The organism is Arthrobacter sp. efr-133-R2A-63 (assembly GCF_030209795.1).
Classification (GTDB): Bacteria; Actinomycetota; Actinomycetes; order Actinomycetales; family Micrococcaceae; genus Arthrobacter; species Arthrobacter bambusae_A.
In genome coordinates, this window is sequence record NZ_JARVRG010000032.1 from 49,393 (window position 1) to 66,738 (window position 17,346).

At 64.2% G+C, this 17,346-nt stretch carries 15 protein-coding genes; 12 read left to right on the plus strand and 3 right to left on the minus strand.

What is annotated here, in order from left to right:
* Positions 1-109: 109 nt before the first annotated feature.
* The 3 genes from QRN45_RS17890 to QRN45_RS17900 are packed head-to-tail and all read right to left on the minus strand — an operon-like array spanning position 110 to position 3,395.
* The gene (locus QRN45_RS17890) at positions 110-1,147 is read right to left on the minus strand and encodes a transketolase family protein (RefSeq protein ID WP_502870731.1); all 1,038 of its coding nucleotides are present in this window, start codon (positions 1,145-1,147) and stop codon (positions 110-112) included.
* On the minus strand, positions 1,144-2,010 hold the full coding sequence (locus QRN45_RS17895) for a transketolase (RefSeq protein ID WP_350309785.1): 867 nt from the start codon (positions 2,008-2,010) through the stop codon (positions 1,144-1,146). The genes QRN45_RS17890 and QRN45_RS17895 overlap by 4 nt, the downstream gene beginning before the upstream one ends.
* A gap of 47 nt (positions 2,011-2,057) precedes the next feature.
* A complete protein-coding gene (locus tag QRN45_RS17900) occupies positions 2,058-3,395 on the minus strand; it encodes an MFS transporter (protein WP_284764181.1) in 1,338 nt (445 codons plus the stop codon).
* A 193-nt stretch (positions 3,396-3,588) separates the two neighbouring features.
* On the opposite strand from QRN45_RS17900, the gene QRN45_RS17905 reads away from it, so the two are divergent.
* From QRN45_RS17905 to QRN45_RS17960, 12 genes are all read left to right on the plus strand, one after another.
* A complete protein-coding gene (locus tag QRN45_RS17905) occupies positions 3,589-4,413 on the plus strand; it encodes a sugar phosphate isomerase/epimerase family protein (RefSeq protein WP_284764182.1) in 825 nt (274 codons plus the stop codon).
* Positions 4,414-4,442: 29 nt separating this feature from the next.
* A complete protein-coding gene (locus QRN45_RS17910; protein WP_284764183.1) occupies positions 4,443-5,219 on the plus strand; it encodes an SDR family NAD(P)-dependent oxidoreductase in 777 nt (258 codons plus the stop codon).
* Positions 5,220-5,251: 32 nt separating this feature from the next.
* Positions 5,252-6,982, plus strand: coding sequence for a dihydroxyacetone kinase family protein (locus QRN45_RS17915; RefSeq protein ID WP_284764184.1), 1,731 nt, complete (start codon positions 5,252-5,254; stop codon positions 6,980-6,982).
* Positions 6,979-7,458, plus strand: a complete 480-nt coding sequence (locus QRN45_RS17920) for an RpiB/LacA/LacB family sugar-phosphate isomerase (RefSeq protein WP_078107542.1) — start codon at positions 6,979-6,981, stop codon at positions 7,456-7,458. The genes QRN45_RS17915 and QRN45_RS17920 overlap by 4 nt, the downstream gene beginning before the upstream one ends.
* A 152-nt stretch (positions 7,459-7,610) precedes the next feature.
* Positions 7,611-8,378 carry a type 1 glutamine amidotransferase domain-containing protein gene (locus tag QRN45_RS17925; protein ID WP_078107541.1) on the plus strand — a complete coding sequence of 256 codons (768 nt, stop codon included), beginning with the start codon at positions 7,611-7,613 and terminating at the stop codon, positions 8,376-8,378.
* 191 nt (positions 8,379-8,569) lie between these two features.
* On the plus strand, positions 8,570-9,592 hold the full coding sequence (locus tag QRN45_RS17930; RefSeq protein WP_284764185.1) for a LacI family DNA-binding transcriptional regulator: 1,023 nt from the start codon (positions 8,570-8,572) through the stop codon (positions 9,590-9,592).
* Between the two features lie 111 nt (positions 9,593-9,703).
* On the plus strand, positions 9,704-11,014 hold the full coding sequence (locus QRN45_RS17935; RefSeq protein WP_241710398.1) for an extracellular solute-binding protein: 1,311 nt from the start codon (positions 9,704-9,706) through the stop codon (positions 11,012-11,014).
* Between the two features lie 13 nt (positions 11,015-11,027).
* Entirely contained in the window at positions 11,028-11,990 is a 963-nt protein-coding gene (locus tag QRN45_RS17940; protein WP_284764186.1) for a carbohydrate ABC transporter permease, read from the plus strand.
* 217 nt (positions 11,991-12,207) lie between these two features.
* Positions 12,208-12,963: a carbohydrate ABC transporter permease gene (locus QRN45_RS17945; protein WP_241710426.1), complete on the plus strand. Its 756-nt coding sequence runs from the start codon at positions 12,208-12,210 to the stop codon at positions 12,961-12,963.
* A gap of 5 nt (positions 12,964-12,968) precedes the next feature.
* The gene (locus QRN45_RS17950) at positions 12,969-14,051 is read left to right on the plus strand and encodes a glycoside hydrolase family 130 protein (RefSeq protein WP_284764187.1); all 1,083 of its coding nucleotides are present in this window, start codon (positions 12,969-12,971) and stop codon (positions 14,049-14,051) included.
* 72 nt (positions 14,052-14,123) lie between these two features.
* Positions 14,124-16,208, plus strand: a complete 2,085-nt coding sequence (locus QRN45_RS17955; RefSeq protein ID WP_284764188.1) for a hypothetical protein — start codon at positions 14,124-14,126, stop codon at positions 16,206-16,208.
* Positions 16,209-16,232: 24 nt separating this feature from the next.
* The gene (locus tag QRN45_RS17960; RefSeq protein ID WP_284764189.1) at positions 16,233-17,312 is read left to right on the plus strand and encodes a glycoside hydrolase family 130 protein; all 1,080 of its coding nucleotides are present in this window, start codon (positions 16,233-16,235) and stop codon (positions 17,310-17,312) included.
* The last annotated feature ends 34 nt before the right edge of the window (positions 17,313-17,346 follow it).

Sequence of the window (17,346 nt, forward strand, 5' to 3'; positions counted from 1 at the left end):
AATGTCAGTGGTCGACTGTTTACAGTCGGTGTGTTAACTGTTGATCTTACGTCAGGAGCGCGGAACCGGCCCACGCCTGCTCCGCGCTCCTGCCAAGGAATTACCAGGCTCAGCCGAGTTCCGCGAGGACCTTCGCCACGATCCGCTGCACCGACAATCCGTAGCGCTCGTGCAGGGTGGGCAGGGCACCGGCATCGAGGAACTCGTCCGGAAGTGCCACAGGAACCACGCGCTTGCCCAGCCCGGCCGAGACGACGGCGGAGGCCACGGTTTCGAACAGGCCGCCCACCACACTGTGGTTCTCCAGCGTGACGGCCAGGCGGTCGGTGTTCAGTTCCGCCAGGACGGTGCCGGCGTCGAACGGTTTGATGGTGGGCGCGTGCACGACGGCGACATCCACCTTGTGCGCCGCGAGCGCCTCCGCTGCCTGCAGCGCGCGCATGGTCATCAACCCGCTCGAGACGAACACGACGTCGTTGCCGCCGCGCAGCACCTTCGCCTTGCCGAGTTCGAACGTGTAGTCGTACTCGTCCAGCACGGTGGGGACGTTGCCGCGAAGGAGGCGCAGGTACGTAGGTCCGTCGCTGGCCGCCAACTGAGGCACGGCCTGTTCGATGTCCACGGAGTCGCACGGATCGACGATGGTCAGATTCGGCATTCCACGGAAAATCGCCATGTCCTCAGTGGCCTGGTGGCTGGGGCCGTAGCCCGTGGTGAGGCCCGGGAGTCCGCCCACGATATTCACGTTGAGGTTCGGCTCGGCGATGTCGAGGCACAAGAAGTCGTAGGCCCGGCGCGCGGCGAACACAGAATAAGTCGAAGCGAACGGCACCAGGCCGGTCTCGGCCAACCCCGCTGCCGCGCCGAAGAGCAACTGCTCGGCCATGCCCATCTGGAAGAACCGCTCGGGGAAGGCCTTCGCAAAGATGTGCATGTCCGTGTATTTGCCGAGGTCAGCGGTGAGTCCGACGATACGCGGGTCGGCCTCGGCAGCCTTGACCAACGCGTGGCCGAAAGGCGCGGAAGAAGTCTTCTGGCCGGGATCCGCGAAGGACGCGATCATCGCTGAGGTTTTCAGCTTGGGGGCTGCGCCTTGCGGTGCTGTGCCTCTCGAGGCGGCGCCCTTCGACGCGGTGACGGTGCTCATCGGCCGGCCTTCCCGGTGGATCCTGCGGTCAGTTGCTTGCGGCAGAGCTGCCATTCGTGTTCTTCGATGCGCATGAAGTGCGCCTTTTCACGTTCTTCAAGCAGCGGCACGCCGCGGCCCACCTTCGTGTCGCACAAGATCACGGAAGGGCGCCCGACGGCGGTGGCCCGGGCGGCGGCATTGTCGAACGCCGCCAGCAACGCACCGACGTCGTTCCCGTCCACCCGCTGCGTGTACCAGCCGAAGGCTTCCCACTTCTCCGTCACGGGTTCGGTCCGGAGGACCGTGTCCGTCTTGCCGTCCGCCTGCAGCGCGTTGAGGTCCACCAGGGCGGTGAGGTTTCCCAATTGGTGATGGTGCGCGCCCATGGCGGCTTCCCATGTGGAACCTTCGTCCAACTCACCGTCGGAAAGGAAGTTGTACACCCTCGCGCTGGAGCCCTCCCCCGATTGCGCGCGGTGCCGGAGGCCAAGGGCAATTCCGACGGCGATGGAGAGCCCGTGGCCAAGAGATCCTCCGGAGATTTCCATGCCCGGCGTGTACGTCGACATCCCGGACATGGGCAGGCGGGAATCGTCCGAACCATAGCTTTCGAGTTCCTCCACGGGAATGATCCCCGCCTCGGCCAGAGCTGCGTAGTGGCCGATCGCGTAGTGCCCGGTGGAAAGCAGGAAACGATCCCGGCCCTCCCACTCGGGATCATTGGCGCGGTAGCGGAGCTGGTCCGCATAGACCGCGGCGAGCATGTCCGCCGCTCCGAGGGCCTGGCCTACGTAGCCCTGGCCCTGGACTTCGCCCATGTTAAGGGCGTGGTGCCTGATCCGGTTGGCGGCTGCAGCTACCCGCTCGATGCGGTCCTTCACGGTTTCTCCCACCCGTCCGGCAGTGAATTGATCCTGTACCACCACCATTAGACATTCACCGACTGGGGAGTGCTTTTGGTGGCCTCATCGGCCAACTGGCGCTCCCGCTTGCCCCAGGTTTCGCGGGTAGCCAAAGCTGCCCAGAGACCAATCGCGGCGTACAGGCCGAAGAGCAAGGCCGGGCCCATCCATCCCATGGCGACGAAGAGCAGGGTGGTGATGAAGGGGGTGAAGCCGGAGATCGTGGCGGAGATCTGGTAGGCCAGCGAGGCGCCCGAGGCGCGGGTCTTCGCTTGGAACAGCTCGGGGAACCAAGCGCCTTGGGCGCCGGCGAGGGAGTTCTGGCAGACGCCGTAGGAGACGGCGATCGTGGCAATGATGAAGATGAACAAACCGGTGTTGACCAGCAGGAACATCGGAATGGCAAAGAGTACGGCGAAGGCGCATGACCAGATGTAGACGGGGCGGCGTCCGATCCTGTCCGTCAGCCGTGCCCAGGCCTGGGTCGCGAAGATGCCGATGGCCGAAGCGATGCAGAGGGCCACCAGGGTCTGGGTCTTATCGGCCAAGTGCTGGCCGTTCAGGTAGGAAATCATGTACGTGATGGAGACGGCGTAGCCTGCGGTCTCGGCAATGCGGAGGCCGATGCCCTTGACGATGTTGCGCCAATCGGTCTTCAGGACCTCGACGATGGGCGACTTCACGATGGCACCGCTGTCCTTGACCTCATCGAAGACGGGGGATTCCGGGACCTTGGAACGGATGATCAGGCCTACGACCACCAACACCATGCTGGCAAGGAACGGAATGCGCCAGGCGAGCTCGCCGCCGAGCTGGACGCTGACGAGGAAGACCAGGTTGGCCAGCAGCAGTCCCACGGGGAATCCGGCCTGGACGATGCCCGTGTACTTCCCCTTCGTCTTCCATGGTGCGTGCTCATAGCTCATCAGGATGGCGCCGCCCCATTCGGCTCCGAAGGCCAGGCCCTGGACGATGCGGACGAACACGAGGAGCGCCGGCGCCAGGAGGCCCACTTGGCTGTAGGTGGGAAGAAGGCCGATCAGGAAGGTGGCCACGCCCATCAGGATGAGGGAGGCGACGAGGACCGGCTTGCGCCCCAGCTTGTCACCCAGGTGGCCGCCGATGATCCCGCCGATGGGACGGGCGGCGAAGCCGACGCCGAGGGTCGCGAAGGCGGCGAGGGTGCCGGTCACGGGATCGCCCGTGGGGAAGAATGCCGTTCCGAAGTACAAGGCAGCCGCGGTGCCGAAGCCGATGAAGTCATAGGTTTCGATGACCGCGCCGACGCCGGAGCCGATGGCAACACGCCTGGCGTCCTTGGTGCCGTGGACCGGACCGCGCATGGTCAGAGCTTCTTTGCTCATTGGTGAATCCCTTTCGAAGAGCGACTGAGGCTTGGCGCTTCAGCACTGTCGACTGTTAACACATGATATGCCAGTGTGACCTGCATCATCTACTTCTGTCAACAGTCAACTTCAAGGGTTGACTGTTGACAGTTAACTTAGCTACTGTGGTTCCCATCACTACTGCCTTCGGGCACGACTGGAGGAAACGAAGATGTTCAACTCCCGGCTTGGTTGCTCGTCCATCAGCTTCCGGCACCAGGATCTACCCACGGCATTGCGCACCATCAATGGCCTGGGCTTCGAGGAAATCGACCTCGGCGCGCTCCCGGGCGTCTGCGATCACGTTCCCTATGAACTGGATGCCGACGCCGTCACAGCCGTGACTGCGGAGGTCGCCGCCTCGGGGTTGCGGGTCCGCTCGGTGAACGGCGATATAGGCGACCTGAATGCAGTGCTCGACGCCGGCCAACGCGACGCCCGCCAAAGGCACCTCGATGCGCTGCTCACCCTGACTGCAAACACCGGCGCGAAGGCGCTGGTCCTCCCGTGCGGAGCGTTGTCACACGATCCGGTCCGCAGCCTCGACGAGGATCTGGACACCATCGCTGCCCAACTCATCGGTGCCGGGCAGCGCGCGGCGGAGTTCGGCGTCGAACTCTGGACCGAATCCCTGCACTTCCTCCGGTTCTGCTGGAACCTGGAACGTGCCGAACTGCTGGCCGCACGGCTGGCGGGCTCCGGCGTCGGGATTGTCATGGACTTCAGCCACATCGTCGCCGCGGGCGAAGACCCGCTCGAGTACATCGAGCGGCATCGGGGCAAGTTTGCACATGTCCACCTGCGGGACGCGGTTCCGGGCAACATCAACCTCAGCATCGGAAACGGCCAGGCGGACTTCGCCGCCGGACTCCGCTCGCTCGCAGCCACCGGTTACAACGGCCACTTCTCGCTCGAGCTCGAAACCCGCGACGTCACCCACGACGAACGCCCGGCGGCGGCCGCCAAAGCCGCCAGCTTCATCACAGACCTCATCTGACTTTCACACCAACAAAACCAAGGAGCATCATGACCACCACCATCCAGCGCACCGCCGTCCTCACCGGGGCAACCTCGGACCGGGGCATCGGCATCACCACCGCACGCCGCTACGCCAGTAACGGCTGGGCCGTGGTGATCCTGGACCTCGACGGCGAGAAGTCCGCCAAAGTCGCAGCGGAAATCGGCAACCAGTTCAACGTCCCCGCGTTCGGTTACGAGATCGACGTCGCCGACGAAGCTTCCGTGAACGCGGCGTACAATGCGGTCGCCGCCGAAATCAGCGCAGGCAACCTCCCCGCCGTCGGCGCCCTCGCCAATATCGCGGGCATCACCTCCCCTGTCCCGTTCCTCGAAACCACGCTGGAACTGTGGCACAAGATCATGGACGTGAACGCCACCGGCACCTACCTGGTGACCAAGGCTTTCCTGCCGGACATGATCGCCGGCGGCTGGGGCCGCATCGTGAACATGTCCTCCGTTTCCGCCCAGCGCGGCGGCGGCGTCTTCGGCAAGGTCCCGTACTCCGCTGCGAAGGCAGCCATCCTCGGCTTCACTAAGGCGTTGGCCCGCGAAATCGGCTCCACCGGCGTCACCGTGAACGCCATTACTCCGGGCGCCGTGGACACGAACATCCGCGTCGGCAGCACCGACGAGCAGGAAGCCGCCATCAACGCCGGCATCCCGCTGGGCCGCAACGCTACCACGGAGGAAATCGCCGCCGTCATCACGTTCCTCTCTTCCGAGGAATCCGCCTACCTCACAGGCACCACCATCGACATCAACGGTGGAAGCCACATCCACTAGCAGTCCCGCATCCGTAGCCGAAAGAGCCCACGATGACCAAAATCTTCAACGATCCCGCCGATTTCGCGGACGAAGCCCTCGCCGGCTTCTGCGACCTCCACTCCGGCCTGGTGCGCCAGGTTCCCGGCGGCGCAGTGCGCCGCCACCGCCCCGAGCAGCCCAAAGTCGCAGTACTGGCCGGCGGCGGGTCCGGGCACTACCCGGCATTCGCCGGACTCATCGGCGCGGGACTTGCCGACGGCGCCGTCGTGGGCAACATCTTCACCTCGCCGTCCGCGCAGCAGGCCTACTCCGTGGCCAAGGCTGCCGATAGCGGCGCCGGGGTGGTGTTCACGTATGGCAACTATGCCGGGGACATCCTCAACTTCGGCATGGCCAGCGAGCGCTTGGCGGCGGAAGGCATCGCCGTCGAAAACGTGCTGGTGACGGACGACATCGCGAGCGCTCCGCCGTCGGAATCCGCCAAACGCCGAGGCATCGCGGGTGACTTCACCGTCTTCAAGATCATGGGCGCCGCCGCCGAAGCGGGAGCCGGGCTGGCCGACGTCGTGCGCTTGGGCCGCAAGGCCAACAGCCTGACCCGAACCATCGGCAGCGCTTTCCACGGCTGCACTTTCCCCGGCGCCGAAGCTCCGCTGTTCACGCTCAAGGACAAGCAGATGGGACTTGGCCTGGGCATCCACGGCGAGCCCGGCTTGTTCGACACCGATCTCCCTCCGGCGAAGGAACTCGGCCAGGAACTCGTCGCCCGGCTGCTGGCAGAAACACCGCAGGGGGCGGGCAACCGCCTGGCCGTGATCCTCAACGGACTCGGCTCCACCAAGCATGAAGAACTCTTCGTCCTGTGGCTGACCGTGGCACCGTTGCTGCGCGCCGCCGGGTACACCCTGGTCATGCCGGAGGTCGGCGAACTGGTCACGAGCCTGGACATGTCCGGCGTCTCCCTCACCATCACCTGGCTGGACGAGGAACTTGAGCCGCTCTGGACGGCCCCCGCGGAAACGCCCGCTTACCGGCGCGGCAACGCCGCCCTTGCTGGCGGTTTGTTTGCCGAGGAAGCGTACGACGGCGGCCCAACCGCCACGGAGTTTGCGGCCACTTTGGACTCGCGCAACTACGCCGCGAACTGCGCTGCCGCGCTGGAGGCGGCCCGGAATGCACTGCACGACGCCGAATCGCACCTTGGCGACATGGACGCGGTAGCGGGCGACGGCGACCACGGCCGCGGGATGGTCCGCGGAATCGACGCCGCCACTGCCGCAGCCGCGAAGGCCCTGGCCGATGGTGCCGGAGCCGGCGATATGTTGGTAGCCGCGGGCGACGCCTGGGCGGACAAGGCCGGCGGAACTTCCGGAGTCCTGTGGGGCGCGGGCCTCCGGGCATTCGGCGAATCCCTCGGCAATGACGAGGCGCCCGAACCGGCTGGACTCGCCGCTGCCGTGACAGCGTTCGCCGCGCGGATCACCGATCTGGGCAAGGCCGAGATCGGCGACAAGACCATGGTGGACGCCCTGCTCCCCTTCGCCGAAACGTTCAGCAATCGCGTCGCCGAAGGCGTTCCTCCGGAGCTCGCCTGGACTGAAGCTGCCGAGGCGGCCACCTCGGCCGCGCAAGCCACGGCCTCGCTCCGTCCGCTCAAGGGAAGGGCCCGGCCGCTGGCGGAAAAGAGCCTGGGCACAGCCGATCCCGGAGCTACTTCGCTCGCGATGATCTTCACCGTCATGGGCCCCCACGTTGTGAGTGCCGGGAAGGTCACGGCATGAGCACGAAAGGTTTCCGACTCATCCTGGGTGCCGATGAAGCAGGCGTCGACTACAAGGACCGCATCATGGCGGACCTGCGGGACGATCCGCGGATCAGCGAGATCATCGACATCGGCGTCAACCGCAGCGACTCCACCGAAGACTTCACCACGCCCTACCCTTACGTGGGGATCAAGGCCGGTGAACTCATCCGCGACGGCCATGCAGACCGGGCCATCCTGTTCTGCGGCACCGGGATCGGCGTGGCCATCGCGGCGAACAAGGTGGACGGCATTCGCGCTACGACGGCCCACGATTCCTTCTCCGTGGAGCGATCCATCCTGTCCAACGACTGCCAGGTGCTCACGATGGGCCAGCGCGTCGTCGGGATCGAATTGGCCAGCAGGCTGGCCCGGGAATGGCTCGGCTACGCCTTCGACCCGGCCTCGGCCTCGGCCGACAAGGTCAAGGTGCTCACGGATTTCGAGGGCTGCTGAGTCCCGTCCCCCGTCCCAACTAGCTCGCAGTTGTTGTCGTTATGAGCCTCCAAAACGACAACAACTGCGAGCTAGTTGTGGTGCTATAGCGCCGGGGGTGGGCCTGAATTTGGGCTTGGCGTAGGGTGGAATGTGGACGATAGGAGCATTTCATGAAGAAAATCCTCATGGTACTGACCAGCGTTTCCGAGCTCGGCGATACGGGAAAGAAGACCGGCTACAACGTGGCCGAGGCCGCACATCCTTGGAAGGTCTTCAAGGATTCCGGGCACTTCGTCGATTTCGCATCCATCAAGGGCGGACAGCCTCCGCAGGATGAAGTAGACCCGCAGGATCCCATCCAGGTTGCCTTCACGACGGACGAGACTACGCGCGCCGGACTCTACAACACGGCCCGCGTGGACGTCGTTGATCCGGGCCAGTACGACGCAGTCTTCCTCGTGGGAGGCCATGGCACCATGTGGGACTTCCCGGACAGCGAAGGCCTGCAGAAACTGGTTGCGAACGTGTACGACGCCGGTGGAGTGGTTGGCGCTGTCTGCCACGGACCCGCGGGTCTGGTGAACGTGGACCTGGCCGACGGGTTCCGGCTCGTCGGGGGCCGGGAAGTGGCCGCATTCACCAACGACGAAGAAGTTGCAGCAGGCATGGACAAGGTCATCCCGTTCTTCCTGGCCGACCGGCTCAAGGAAGAGGGTGCAACCCACGTCTTCGCCGACGTCTTCGCAGAGAAGGTCGTGGTCTCCGACCGGCTGGTGACCGGGCAGAATCCAGCCTCCGCCGCCGGCGTGGCCAAGGAGATGGAAAAGCTCCTCGCGGTGGTCATCCACCAGGAAAAGGCCGAGGAACAGCACGAGGCCGAGGCCCTGCGGGCAGAGAAGGACGCCAAGAAGGCTGCTGCGGCAGACGCAGAGCAGTAACGCCCACAGCCCACTGACAGTGGCGGCCGCCCCCGACGACGGGCGGCCGCCAGTGTCCGTCGCCGCCAATGAACGGCCCGCAAATAACCATAATTTCTTGATTGCCCTTGACAAGCGCTCTCTGAACCGGTTCAGTAGATATAACAAAACCGGTTCAGTGATCCCAATCACCAAGTGGCAATGAGGCAAACATGACAGTGACCATCAACGACGTTGCGCAGGCAGCCGGCGTGAGCAAGGGTGCCGTCTCGTACGCGTTGAATGGGCAGCCCGGCGTCAGTGACGACACCCGGGAGCGCATTCTCAAGGTGGCCCGGGAGCTGGGATGGACGCCCAATCTTCGCGCTAAGAGCCTGTCTTCAGCCAAAGCGTTCGCGGTCGGGCTTGTGGTCGCAAGGGACCCCAGGCTTCTGGGAACAGACCCCTTCTTCCCCGCGTTCATCGCCGGGATCGAGACCACTTTGGTTGAGCACGAATACGCACTGGTGCTCACCGTTGCCGCCAGCGCCGACGCCGAAGAAATGGGCTACCGGAAGCTGGCTGCCGACAGCCGCGTGGACGGCGTCATCCTTACGGACATGAGGGTTGACGACTCCCGTATCGCTTTGTTGAAGAGCCTCAAGATTCCGGCCGTCACCCTTAATCGGCCCGAAACCTCCTCGCCGTTCCCCGCCGTCTGCATGGACGATACCGACGGCATTGCCGCCGCCGTCGAGCATCTGGTTTCCCTCGGGCACACCCGGATTGGGCACGTGGGCGGGCCTCAGAGTTACATTCACGGCCGAAGCCGGCGGGTGGCCTGGCAAAACGCTATGTCGAAAGCCGGGCTCGAGGCCAGTTCCTTCATTGAGGCGGACTTCACGGCAGCCGGAGGACTGGCGGCAACTGCTGAACTGCTTCGCTCGGCCCAACGGCCCACTGCGATCATCTACGCGAACGACCTGATGGCCACTGCCGGACAGTCCTACGCCCAGTCCCTCGGACTGACCGTTCCCGACGATCTGTCCATCACGGGTTACGACGACACAGAGCTCGCCACCTACCTCAACCCTCCGTTGACCACTGTCCCCGCCGATCCGCTGCTCTGGGGGCGTGTTGCGGCCCAGCAGTTGCTGAGCCTCCTCGGCGGAGCGCCTGCGGCGGACGTCTATCTGCCCTCTCCCAAGCTGGTAGTCCGCGCCTCCACCGGACCGGTCCCCCAGCATGCCGAATAACTAATCCCTACGAAGACCGATTTACCCGCCATTGGGTGGGGCTATTTGCCATTCCCCTGGAAGGCAATGTCGCCGCCGCATTTTCAGTTTTTACCCGCAAAAGGAGTTGCAATGAAGCACGGAAAATTTGGTTCGAGAGTCCTCTCCCTTACGGCTATTGCCGTTATCGGAGCCGGCCTGGCAGCATGCGGTGGAGGCGCCTCCAGCAACACAGCATCTGGCGCGAGCTCCGCCACCACGGCCAAAGGCCCCATCAAGATCTGGTACTCCAACAACGAGTTCGAGGTGAAGTGGGGCAAGGACATGGTGGCCTCATGGAACGCTGCACACCCGGACCAGCCAATCGATGCGCAGGAGATCCCGGCCGGGAAGACCTCCGAAGAGGTCATCGGGGCAGCGATTACCGCCGGCAATGCTCCTTGCCTGGTCTTCAACACGGCACCGGTGGCTGTTCCGCAGTTCCAGAAGCAGGGTGGCTTGGTCCCGCTGGACTCCTTCCCGGACGGCGCACAGTACATCAAGGACCGCACCGGCGATCTCGCCAATCAGTACAAGTCATCCGACGGCAAGATGTACCAGCTTCCGTGGAAGTCCAACCCGGTGGTCCTCTTCTACAACAAGGACCTTTTCGCGAAGGCCGGGCTCGACCCGGCAAACCCCAAGTTGGGCACCCAGCAGGAGTTCCTGGACACCGCCCGGACCCTTGTGAAGTCCGGCGCGACCCAGACCGCGATCTGGCCCTCGCCCACGAGCGACTTCTACCAGCCCTGGTTCGATTTCTACCCGTTCTATGCCGCCAGTACGCAGGGCACCCAGCTGCTCAAGGATGGCAAGTCCACCTTTGACAGCGATCAGGGCAAGCAGGTCGCCACGATGTTCCAGACCCTGTACAAGGAGAACCTGGCATCCAAGGAAGCGTACAAGGGAGATTCCTTCGCGGACGGCAAGTCCGCCATGGCCCTGGCAGGCCCGTGGGCCATCGACGCCTACAAGGGCAAAGTGAACTGGGGAACTGTCCCGGTTCCGGGCACCCAAGCCCAGACCGACGGCTCCACCTTCTCTGACGCCAAGAACATCGCCATGTACTCGGCGTGCAAGAACCAGGGCACTGCGTGGGAGGTCATGAAGTTCGCCACCAGCAAGGAACAAGACGGCAAGCTGCTCAGCGGAACCGGCCAGATGCCGATGCGGAAGGACTTGACCACCGCCTACCCGGACTACTTCAACCAGAACCCGGCCTACAAGACGTTCGCCGACCAAGCCGCACGCACCGTGGAAGTCCCCAACGTCTCCAACTCAGTCCAGATCTGGCAGACCTTCCGGGATGCCTGGAGCAAGTCCGTGATCTTCGGCAACCAGAGCATCGATGACGCCTTCAAGGGTGCTTCCGACAAGATCAACCAACTGGCAGCCCAGAAGTAGCAGGCGAATCCCCATGTCACTACGCTCAGCTGGGGGTCCCACTACGGGAGACACTGCCGGGCGGACCGTGGATCAGCGGCAGGCGCCCAGGAAACGCAAGAACTTCCTGGGCCGCCAGCCACTGGGACTGCTGTTCAGCGCCCCCTACGTCGTCTTCGTCCTTGGAGTGCTGGCATACCCGCTGGGGTACGCCGTCTACATCTCCTTCCACCAGTTCTTCTTCACCGCTCCGGGCGTCCAGGTTGACCGGCCCTTCGTGGGGTTGGACAACTACATCACTGTCCTGTCCGATCCGGAAGTACAACGGTCCTTCGCCAATATCGGCGTCTTCCTTGTCATCAACGTGCCGCTGACCGTGGGACTGTCCCTGGTCCTGGCCAACGCCTTGAACCGCGTGACCCGGCTCAAGACCTTCTTCCGGGTCAGCTACTACGTCCCGTACGTCACGGCGAGCGTCGCCGTCGTCGGGGTCTGGCTGTTCCTGTTCCAGCAGAACGGGCTGGTCAACGCCATTCTGGGGCCACTGGCTCCGAACCCCTCGTGGTTGACGAACTCCTGGCTGGCAATGCCAACGGTGGCCCTGTACGTGACGTGGAAGCAATTGGGATTCTTCATCCTGCTTTACTTGGCCGCACTGCAGAACATTCCGGATGAGCTCTACGAGTCCGCCTCGGTGGACGGCGGAAACAAATGGATCCAGTTCTGGAACATCACCGTTCCGGGAGTGCGCTCCGCCAGCGTCTTGGTGACCCTGCTTGCCACCATCACCGGAGCGAACCTGTTCACCGAGCCCTATCTGCTCACTGGCGGAGGCGGTCCGGACGGCGCCTCGACGTCACCGGTGTTCCTGATGTACCAGAAGGGGATCCTGCAGGGGAACCCCGATGTGGCAGCGGCGCTGGGAGTGGTGCTGGTGATCGGCGTGTTGCTGATCGCCCTGATCCAAAAACGCCTCGTAGGCGGGAAGGAGGACTGACGTGTCTATTTTCAATAAAGCGCCTCTCCGGAACGACGACGACGGCGCCCGCCGGCCAGGTGCCGGCGCTCCCGAAGGAGCGGGTCCCGAAGCCCCGGTCCCCGGATCCGCGGCCTCCCGCAAGGGCAGTTCCGTGTCGAAGCGCAAGAACCTGGGCGTGGGCAGCTTCGTGCTCCTGGCCGTCGGAGCCTTCGTCTTCCTGTTCCCCTTCTACTACATGTTCATCGGCTCGCTCCAGACCAATCCGGACACCTCCGTGGGTGGCGCGTTCCCCAGTCCGGCAAACATCACCGGCGAGAACTACAGCAACATCAACAACTCGATCGACCTGCTCAAAGGCCTGGCCAATTCGGGTATTTTCACCGGTGGCGTCATCTTCTTCACGGTGGTGTTCGGGCTCCTGGTGGGCTATGCACTCGCCCAGATGCAATTCCGGGGCAAGGGCTTTGTGTTCGGGATGATGCTGCTGGTGCAGATGATCCCGTTCCAGCTCCTGCTCATCCCGCTGTACGTCATGATCGTGCGCGACTATGGGCTCGCTGACACCTACCTGGGCATGATCCTGCCGTTCGCGATCAATTCCACCGCGGTGTTCGTCTTCCGTCAGTACTTCATGCAGCTGCCCTCCACTTTGTTCGAGGCCGCCCGCATTGACGGAGCAAGCGAGCTGAGGATCCTCTGGCAGATCGCGATCCCCCTTGTCCGGCCAGCCATCGTCACGGCAGTCCTGCTGACGTTCATCGGGCCGTGGAATGAGTTCCTGTGGCCATTCCTCGTCACCAAGGACCAAGCCATTCAGCCGCTCGCAGTCTCCCTGGCGAACTACATCTCGAACATCGCCGCCACGGCATCAAACCCGTTCGGCGCGATCCTTGCCGGTGCCTGCGTTCTCGCGGCCCCCGCCGTCGCGCTGTTCATTTTCTTCCAGCGCCAATTCATTTCTACCAATATCGGATCAAGCGTAAAGGGCTAAGCTCTATGACTTCCTCAACTTCAGCACTCCCCACTGTCCCGTTCACCCTCACCCGCGCCGGCGTCATCATGACCCCGGAAGACGGGAACGAGTTCGAAGCCGAAGGCGTCCTGAACCCCGCCAGCGGCCGCGGACCCGACGGCGAGCTATACCTCCTGCCGCGCCTCGTGGCGAAGGGCAATGTCTCCCGCGTGGGGCTCGCCAAGGTGATCGTCGGCGACGACGGCGTCCCGTCCGGCGTCGAACGCCAAGGCGTTGTCCTGGCACCGGACGAAGGATGGGAACGGGGCCGCAACAACGCGGGAACCGAAGACCCCCGCATCACCTGGGTACCGTCGCTCGGCCGCCACCTGATGACCTATGTAGCCTACGGACCGCTGGGGCCCCGCCTGGCCTTCGCCCATTCCGAAGACCTGCGTACGTGGGACCGCCTGGGGCCCTGCCACTTCGAGTACCAGGCCGACTTGTCCATGGACTTGAACTTGTTCGCCAACAAGGACGCAGTCTTCTTCCCGGAACCGATCAAGGACCCCGACGGGGTCCCCTCCTACGCTTTGCTGCACCGCCCCATGTGGGATCTCGGCTGGATCCGCGAAGGCGAAGGCGAGCACCTGCCGGCCGGCATCGAAGACAACCGCCCCGGTATCTGGATTTCCTATGTCGCAGTTGACGATGTCGAGAGGGACATCCGCAATCTCGTTCACATGCGCAAGCACAAGCTCGTGGCCCTGAGCGAGTTCCCCTTCGAAGAACTCAAGATCGGCGGCGGACCGGCCCCGATCCGGGTCGACGAGGGCTGGCTCCTGATCTACCACGGCGTCTCCGGATCGATGGAAAAGTCCGCCTTCGACCACCAGCAGAACGTCAACTACACAGCCGCGGCGATGATCCTCGACAGCGACGATCCCTCCATCGTGATCGCCCGCAGCGACAAGCCGCTTCTGGAGCCGGAGACGGAAGACGAGATCTCGGGCATCGTCCCCAATGTCGTTTTTCCCACGGCAATAGAGAAGATCGGCGAGCAGCTGTTCGTCTTCTATGGCATGGCTGATTCGAAGATCGGCGTGGCGCGGCTGGACCGCGCGTAGGGCGGACCGCGCCCCAAGGCACCACCCCGCCCCAGCAGTCCAGCCTTTCTTCCATGCCCCTAGGAGTTAGCCATGACACCTCCCCTCGTTTATGCGCGGCTGAAATCCGCCCCGGTCGCAGTTGTTGCCACCTTGTCGATGCTCCTGGCCGGGGCTGGGGTGGCCTCGGCGGCGCAGCCGGTTCCGGCCGCTGCGTCGCAGGCGCCGGCGTCGGCGTCGCAGGCACCGTTGACCAATCTGTCCCACCTGAATTTCCTGCTGGACACGGTTCCCCTGAACGCCGTGGATGGCCACACCACCTACCAGATCGCTGAACACCCCGCGGCGCAGGCGCCGTGGACGTACGCCAACAAGAACGCCGACGGCAGCTACACGCGGGTAGGAGGAGGTTCCAAGGACGCAACCACGGGTTACTGGAGCCAAGGGGCCTTCAACGCGGACGACATCGCCCGCACCGCCGTCGTCTACTTGCGCCATTGGCAGCAGACCGGCGACGCGTCGAGCCGCGCCCATGCCTTCGACGTGCTGCGCGAGCTGACGTACCTGCAGACGTCTTCCGGTCCCAATGCCGGCAACGTGGTGTTGTGGCAGCAAGCCGATGGCACCCTGACGCCGAGTGCCAAGCCGGTGGAACTTCCTGACCCCAGCGATTCGGCCGAGTCCTACTGGCTGGCCCGGACCGTGTGGGCCCTAGGCGAAGGATATGCGGCGTTCAAATCCGCCGATCCCCAGTTTGCCGCGTTCCTGCAGACCAGGATGGACCTTGCCGTCGCGTCCCTCAACAAGCAGTCCCTCTCGAAGTACGGAAAGTACGACGTTGCCGACGGCACCAAGGTCCCTGCCTGGCTGATCACCGGAGGGGCGGATGCCTCCGCGGAAGCCGTGCTCGGACTCTCCGCCTATTCAAAGGCAGCGCCCGACGACGGCGCTGCCGCCACCGCGCTGGGCCAGCTCACCGAGGGCATCGCCGCGATGTCCTCGGGATCGGTCCATCAGTGGCCGTTCGGCGCGATTCTTCCGTCGACCCAGACCCAGACCCTGTGGCATGCATGGGGCGGAATGGCTGCAGCCGCCGTCGCGACCGCGTCCCCGTTGCTGCATCGCCCTGAGCTGTTGACCGCCGCTGTGAAGGACTCCGCCCAATTCACTCCGCAGCTCCTCGCCGCGGGAGGACCGGACAACGCCTGGAGCCCGACCCCCGGTGAGGCACAGATAGCCTACGGCGTGGACTCGCGGGTTGAAGGACTCGTGGCGACCGCAAAAGCCGCGAACGCTCCCGGACTACTCGACGTCGCGGCGGTTGCCGCAGGCTGGTACTTCGGTGCCAACCGCAGCGGAAAGCCCGCCTACAACCCGGCAACAGGCACCGCTATTGACGGCATCGAAACCGACGGCCGTGTCAACCCCAACTCCGGGGCGGAATCCACCATCCACACGTTGTTGTCCATGCTCGCTTTGGACGCCAATCCGGAGCTCAAGGCCAAGGCCCTGGGGATCAGTAGCACCGTGGGGACGGACGGACTCAAGGTAGCCGAAGCCGAAGCCGGAACCATCACCGGCGGCGCGGTCGTCAAGCCAGCCTCCGCATGGACCGGTGAGGCGAATTGGTCAGGCGGTGCATACGTCGCCCTCAACGCGGGCGGCACCGTGAAGATCCCGGTCCCGGCTTCGGGCCAGGCACGTAATGCGTACCCGATCGTGAACCAGCGCTCCGAAGCCGCCGGAACGACGTCGTGGACTGCCGGGAGCACTTTCCTCGGTATCACGCCCAACGGCGGGGCAGGGGAACAAGGCATCACGGCAACTCCCGGCAAGCTCTTCCCGTTCTCCCTTGACCGGGCCCTGCCGGCCGGCCAGGACAGCGTGACCGCCAAGGCCGGAAGCGACGTATCGATCGACGGTGTGCTGCTGCAGCCGCAGATTTCCTCGGTTTCCGTCTCCGGTTCCGGAGGCCAATCAACCCTGTACATCAGCGCGGCTCCGGGAAGCATCGATCGAAAAGTGGACATGCCCCAAGGGTTCCATTTGAGCCAGCAGGCCTTCGATGCTTCCGGCCAGCCCGTCGCACCAGGTCCCGACCAGAACGGGGCAGACCATTCCGGCCGCGTCACCGTAGCCCCGGGTGGGTTCACCTGGGTGACCCTGGTCCACAACTGACACTTATCACCACAGGAAGAACCCATGCAGAAAATCACCACGGAAGCCCTGCTCCACAGTTACGAGGGAGCGCTCACGTTCAGCAATCCGCTGACCGACACCATTTCCACCGACCAGTTTTCCGCCGCGTATCCCGAGCACCCTGAATGGGCTGTTGGTCCGTTCCGCAAGGACGATTCCCTGACGTTCCGGCAAGTCCAGGACTGGGCCGATCCGACCGGCATCGGCTGGACGGCGGATTCGATCTTCAACCCCTCGGTCATGGAACGCGACGGCAAGCTCTACCTCTTCTACCGCGCATCCCCGCGCAAGGAATCGGTCTCGAGCCGCATCGGCGTTGCCGTCTACGATCCCGAAACCGGCTGGCAGGACAACCCCTCCAACCCGGTGATCTACCCCACCCAGGACAATGAGATCCTTGGCTGCGAAGATCCCAAGGTGTACCAGGCCGATGGCCGCTACTACATGTTCTACAACGGGATCTGGACGATCGACCGCAGCGAGGAGCAGGCTGACCAGGACCCGGATGTCTATCCCCTGGGCGACGTCGGCTGCGACATCAATGTCGCCGTATCCGACGACCTGATCCATTGGGAAAAGCTCGGCCTGGCCGTCCCCTACGAGGTTTCGCGGTTCTGGGCCAAGGGGGCCGTCATCCCCCGGAACGCCCAGGGCGACGCCGTCAAGATCGGCGGCCACTACCTGATGTACCTGTCCGAGGGCTGCGGCGGAACCACCCACGTGGGCCGGTCCACCGACATGGTGAACTGGACGTTCGAGCCACAGGAGTACCTGGACCTAGGGCCGCTGGGCGGCTCACTGCACGAAGTGGCCTGCGCCATCGTCGACGACGGCGGCAACACCGGGAGCGACGGCGGCAAGCTGGTGCTGGACTTCTTCTACGGCGACACAGACGGCCAGTTTTCCGCCGCACAGGCGCTCTATGACATGAACGAACCGTTCACCCAGAAGGCGATGCACCGAGGAGGCTCCCTGGCTTGGGGCGGGCTCCTGAAGTTCGGCGGAACCTGGATGTTCGCCCAAGGCTGGGATGCCCCTTCGGGCTCGCGGGAGATGTACTTCTACCGCGCAGACCAGGGCTAAGCACCTCCAGCCGCCTGCCGTACCCCGCCACCCT

What these genes read in the sequence shown, in the direction of transcription:
- QRN45_RS17890 (WP_502870731.1), bottom strand. Translation starts at nt 1,147, where the DNA reads ATGAGCACCGTCACCGCGTCGAAGGGCGCCGCCTCGAGAGGCACAGCA.
- QRN45_RS17900 (WP_284764181.1), bottom strand. Translation starts at nt 3,395, where the DNA reads ATGAGCAAAGAAGCTCTGACCATGCGCGGTCCGGTCCACGGCACCAAG.
- QRN45_RS17905 (WP_284764182.1), top strand. Translation starts at nt 3,589, where the DNA reads ATGTTCAACTCCCGGCTTGGTTGCTCGTCCATCAGCTTCCGGCACCAG.
- QRN45_RS17910 (WP_284764183.1), top strand. Translation starts at nt 4,443, where the DNA reads ATGACCACCACCATCCAGCGCACCGCCGTCCTCACCGGGGCAACCTCG.
- QRN45_RS17915 (WP_284764184.1), top strand. Translation starts at nt 5,252, where the DNA reads ATGACCAAAATCTTCAACGATCCCGCCGATTTCGCGGACGAAGCCCTC.
- QRN45_RS17920 (WP_078107542.1), top strand. Translation starts at nt 6,979, where the DNA reads ATGAGCACGAAAGGTTTCCGACTCATCCTGGGTGCCGATGAAGCAGGC.
- QRN45_RS17925 (WP_078107541.1), top strand. Translation starts at nt 7,611, where the DNA reads ATGAAGAAAATCCTCATGGTACTGACCAGCGTTTCCGAGCTCGGCGAT.
- QRN45_RS17930 (WP_284764185.1), top strand. Translation starts at nt 8,570, where the DNA reads ATGACAGTGACCATCAACGACGTTGCGCAGGCAGCCGGCGTGAGCAAG.
- QRN45_RS17935 (WP_241710398.1), top strand. Translation starts at nt 9,704, where the DNA reads ATGAAGCACGGAAAATTTGGTTCGAGAGTCCTCTCCCTTACGGCTATT.
- QRN45_RS17940 (WP_284764186.1), top strand. Translation starts at nt 11,028, where the DNA reads ATGTCACTACGCTCAGCTGGGGGTCCCACTACGGGAGACACTGCCGGG.
- QRN45_RS17945 (WP_241710426.1), top strand. Translation starts at nt 12,208, where the DNA reads ATGTTCATCGGCTCGCTCCAGACCAATCCGGACACCTCCGTGGGTGGC.
- QRN45_RS17950 (WP_284764187.1), top strand. Translation starts at nt 12,969, where the DNA reads ATGACTTCCTCAACTTCAGCACTCCCCACTGTCCCGTTCACCCTCACC.
- QRN45_RS17955 (WP_284764188.1), top strand. Translation starts at nt 14,124, where the DNA reads ATGACACCTCCCCTCGTTTATGCGCGGCTGAAATCCGCCCCGGTCGCA.
- QRN45_RS17960 (WP_284764189.1), top strand. Translation starts at nt 16,233, where the DNA reads ATGCAGAAAATCACCACGGAAGCCCTGCTCCACAGTTACGAGGGAGCG.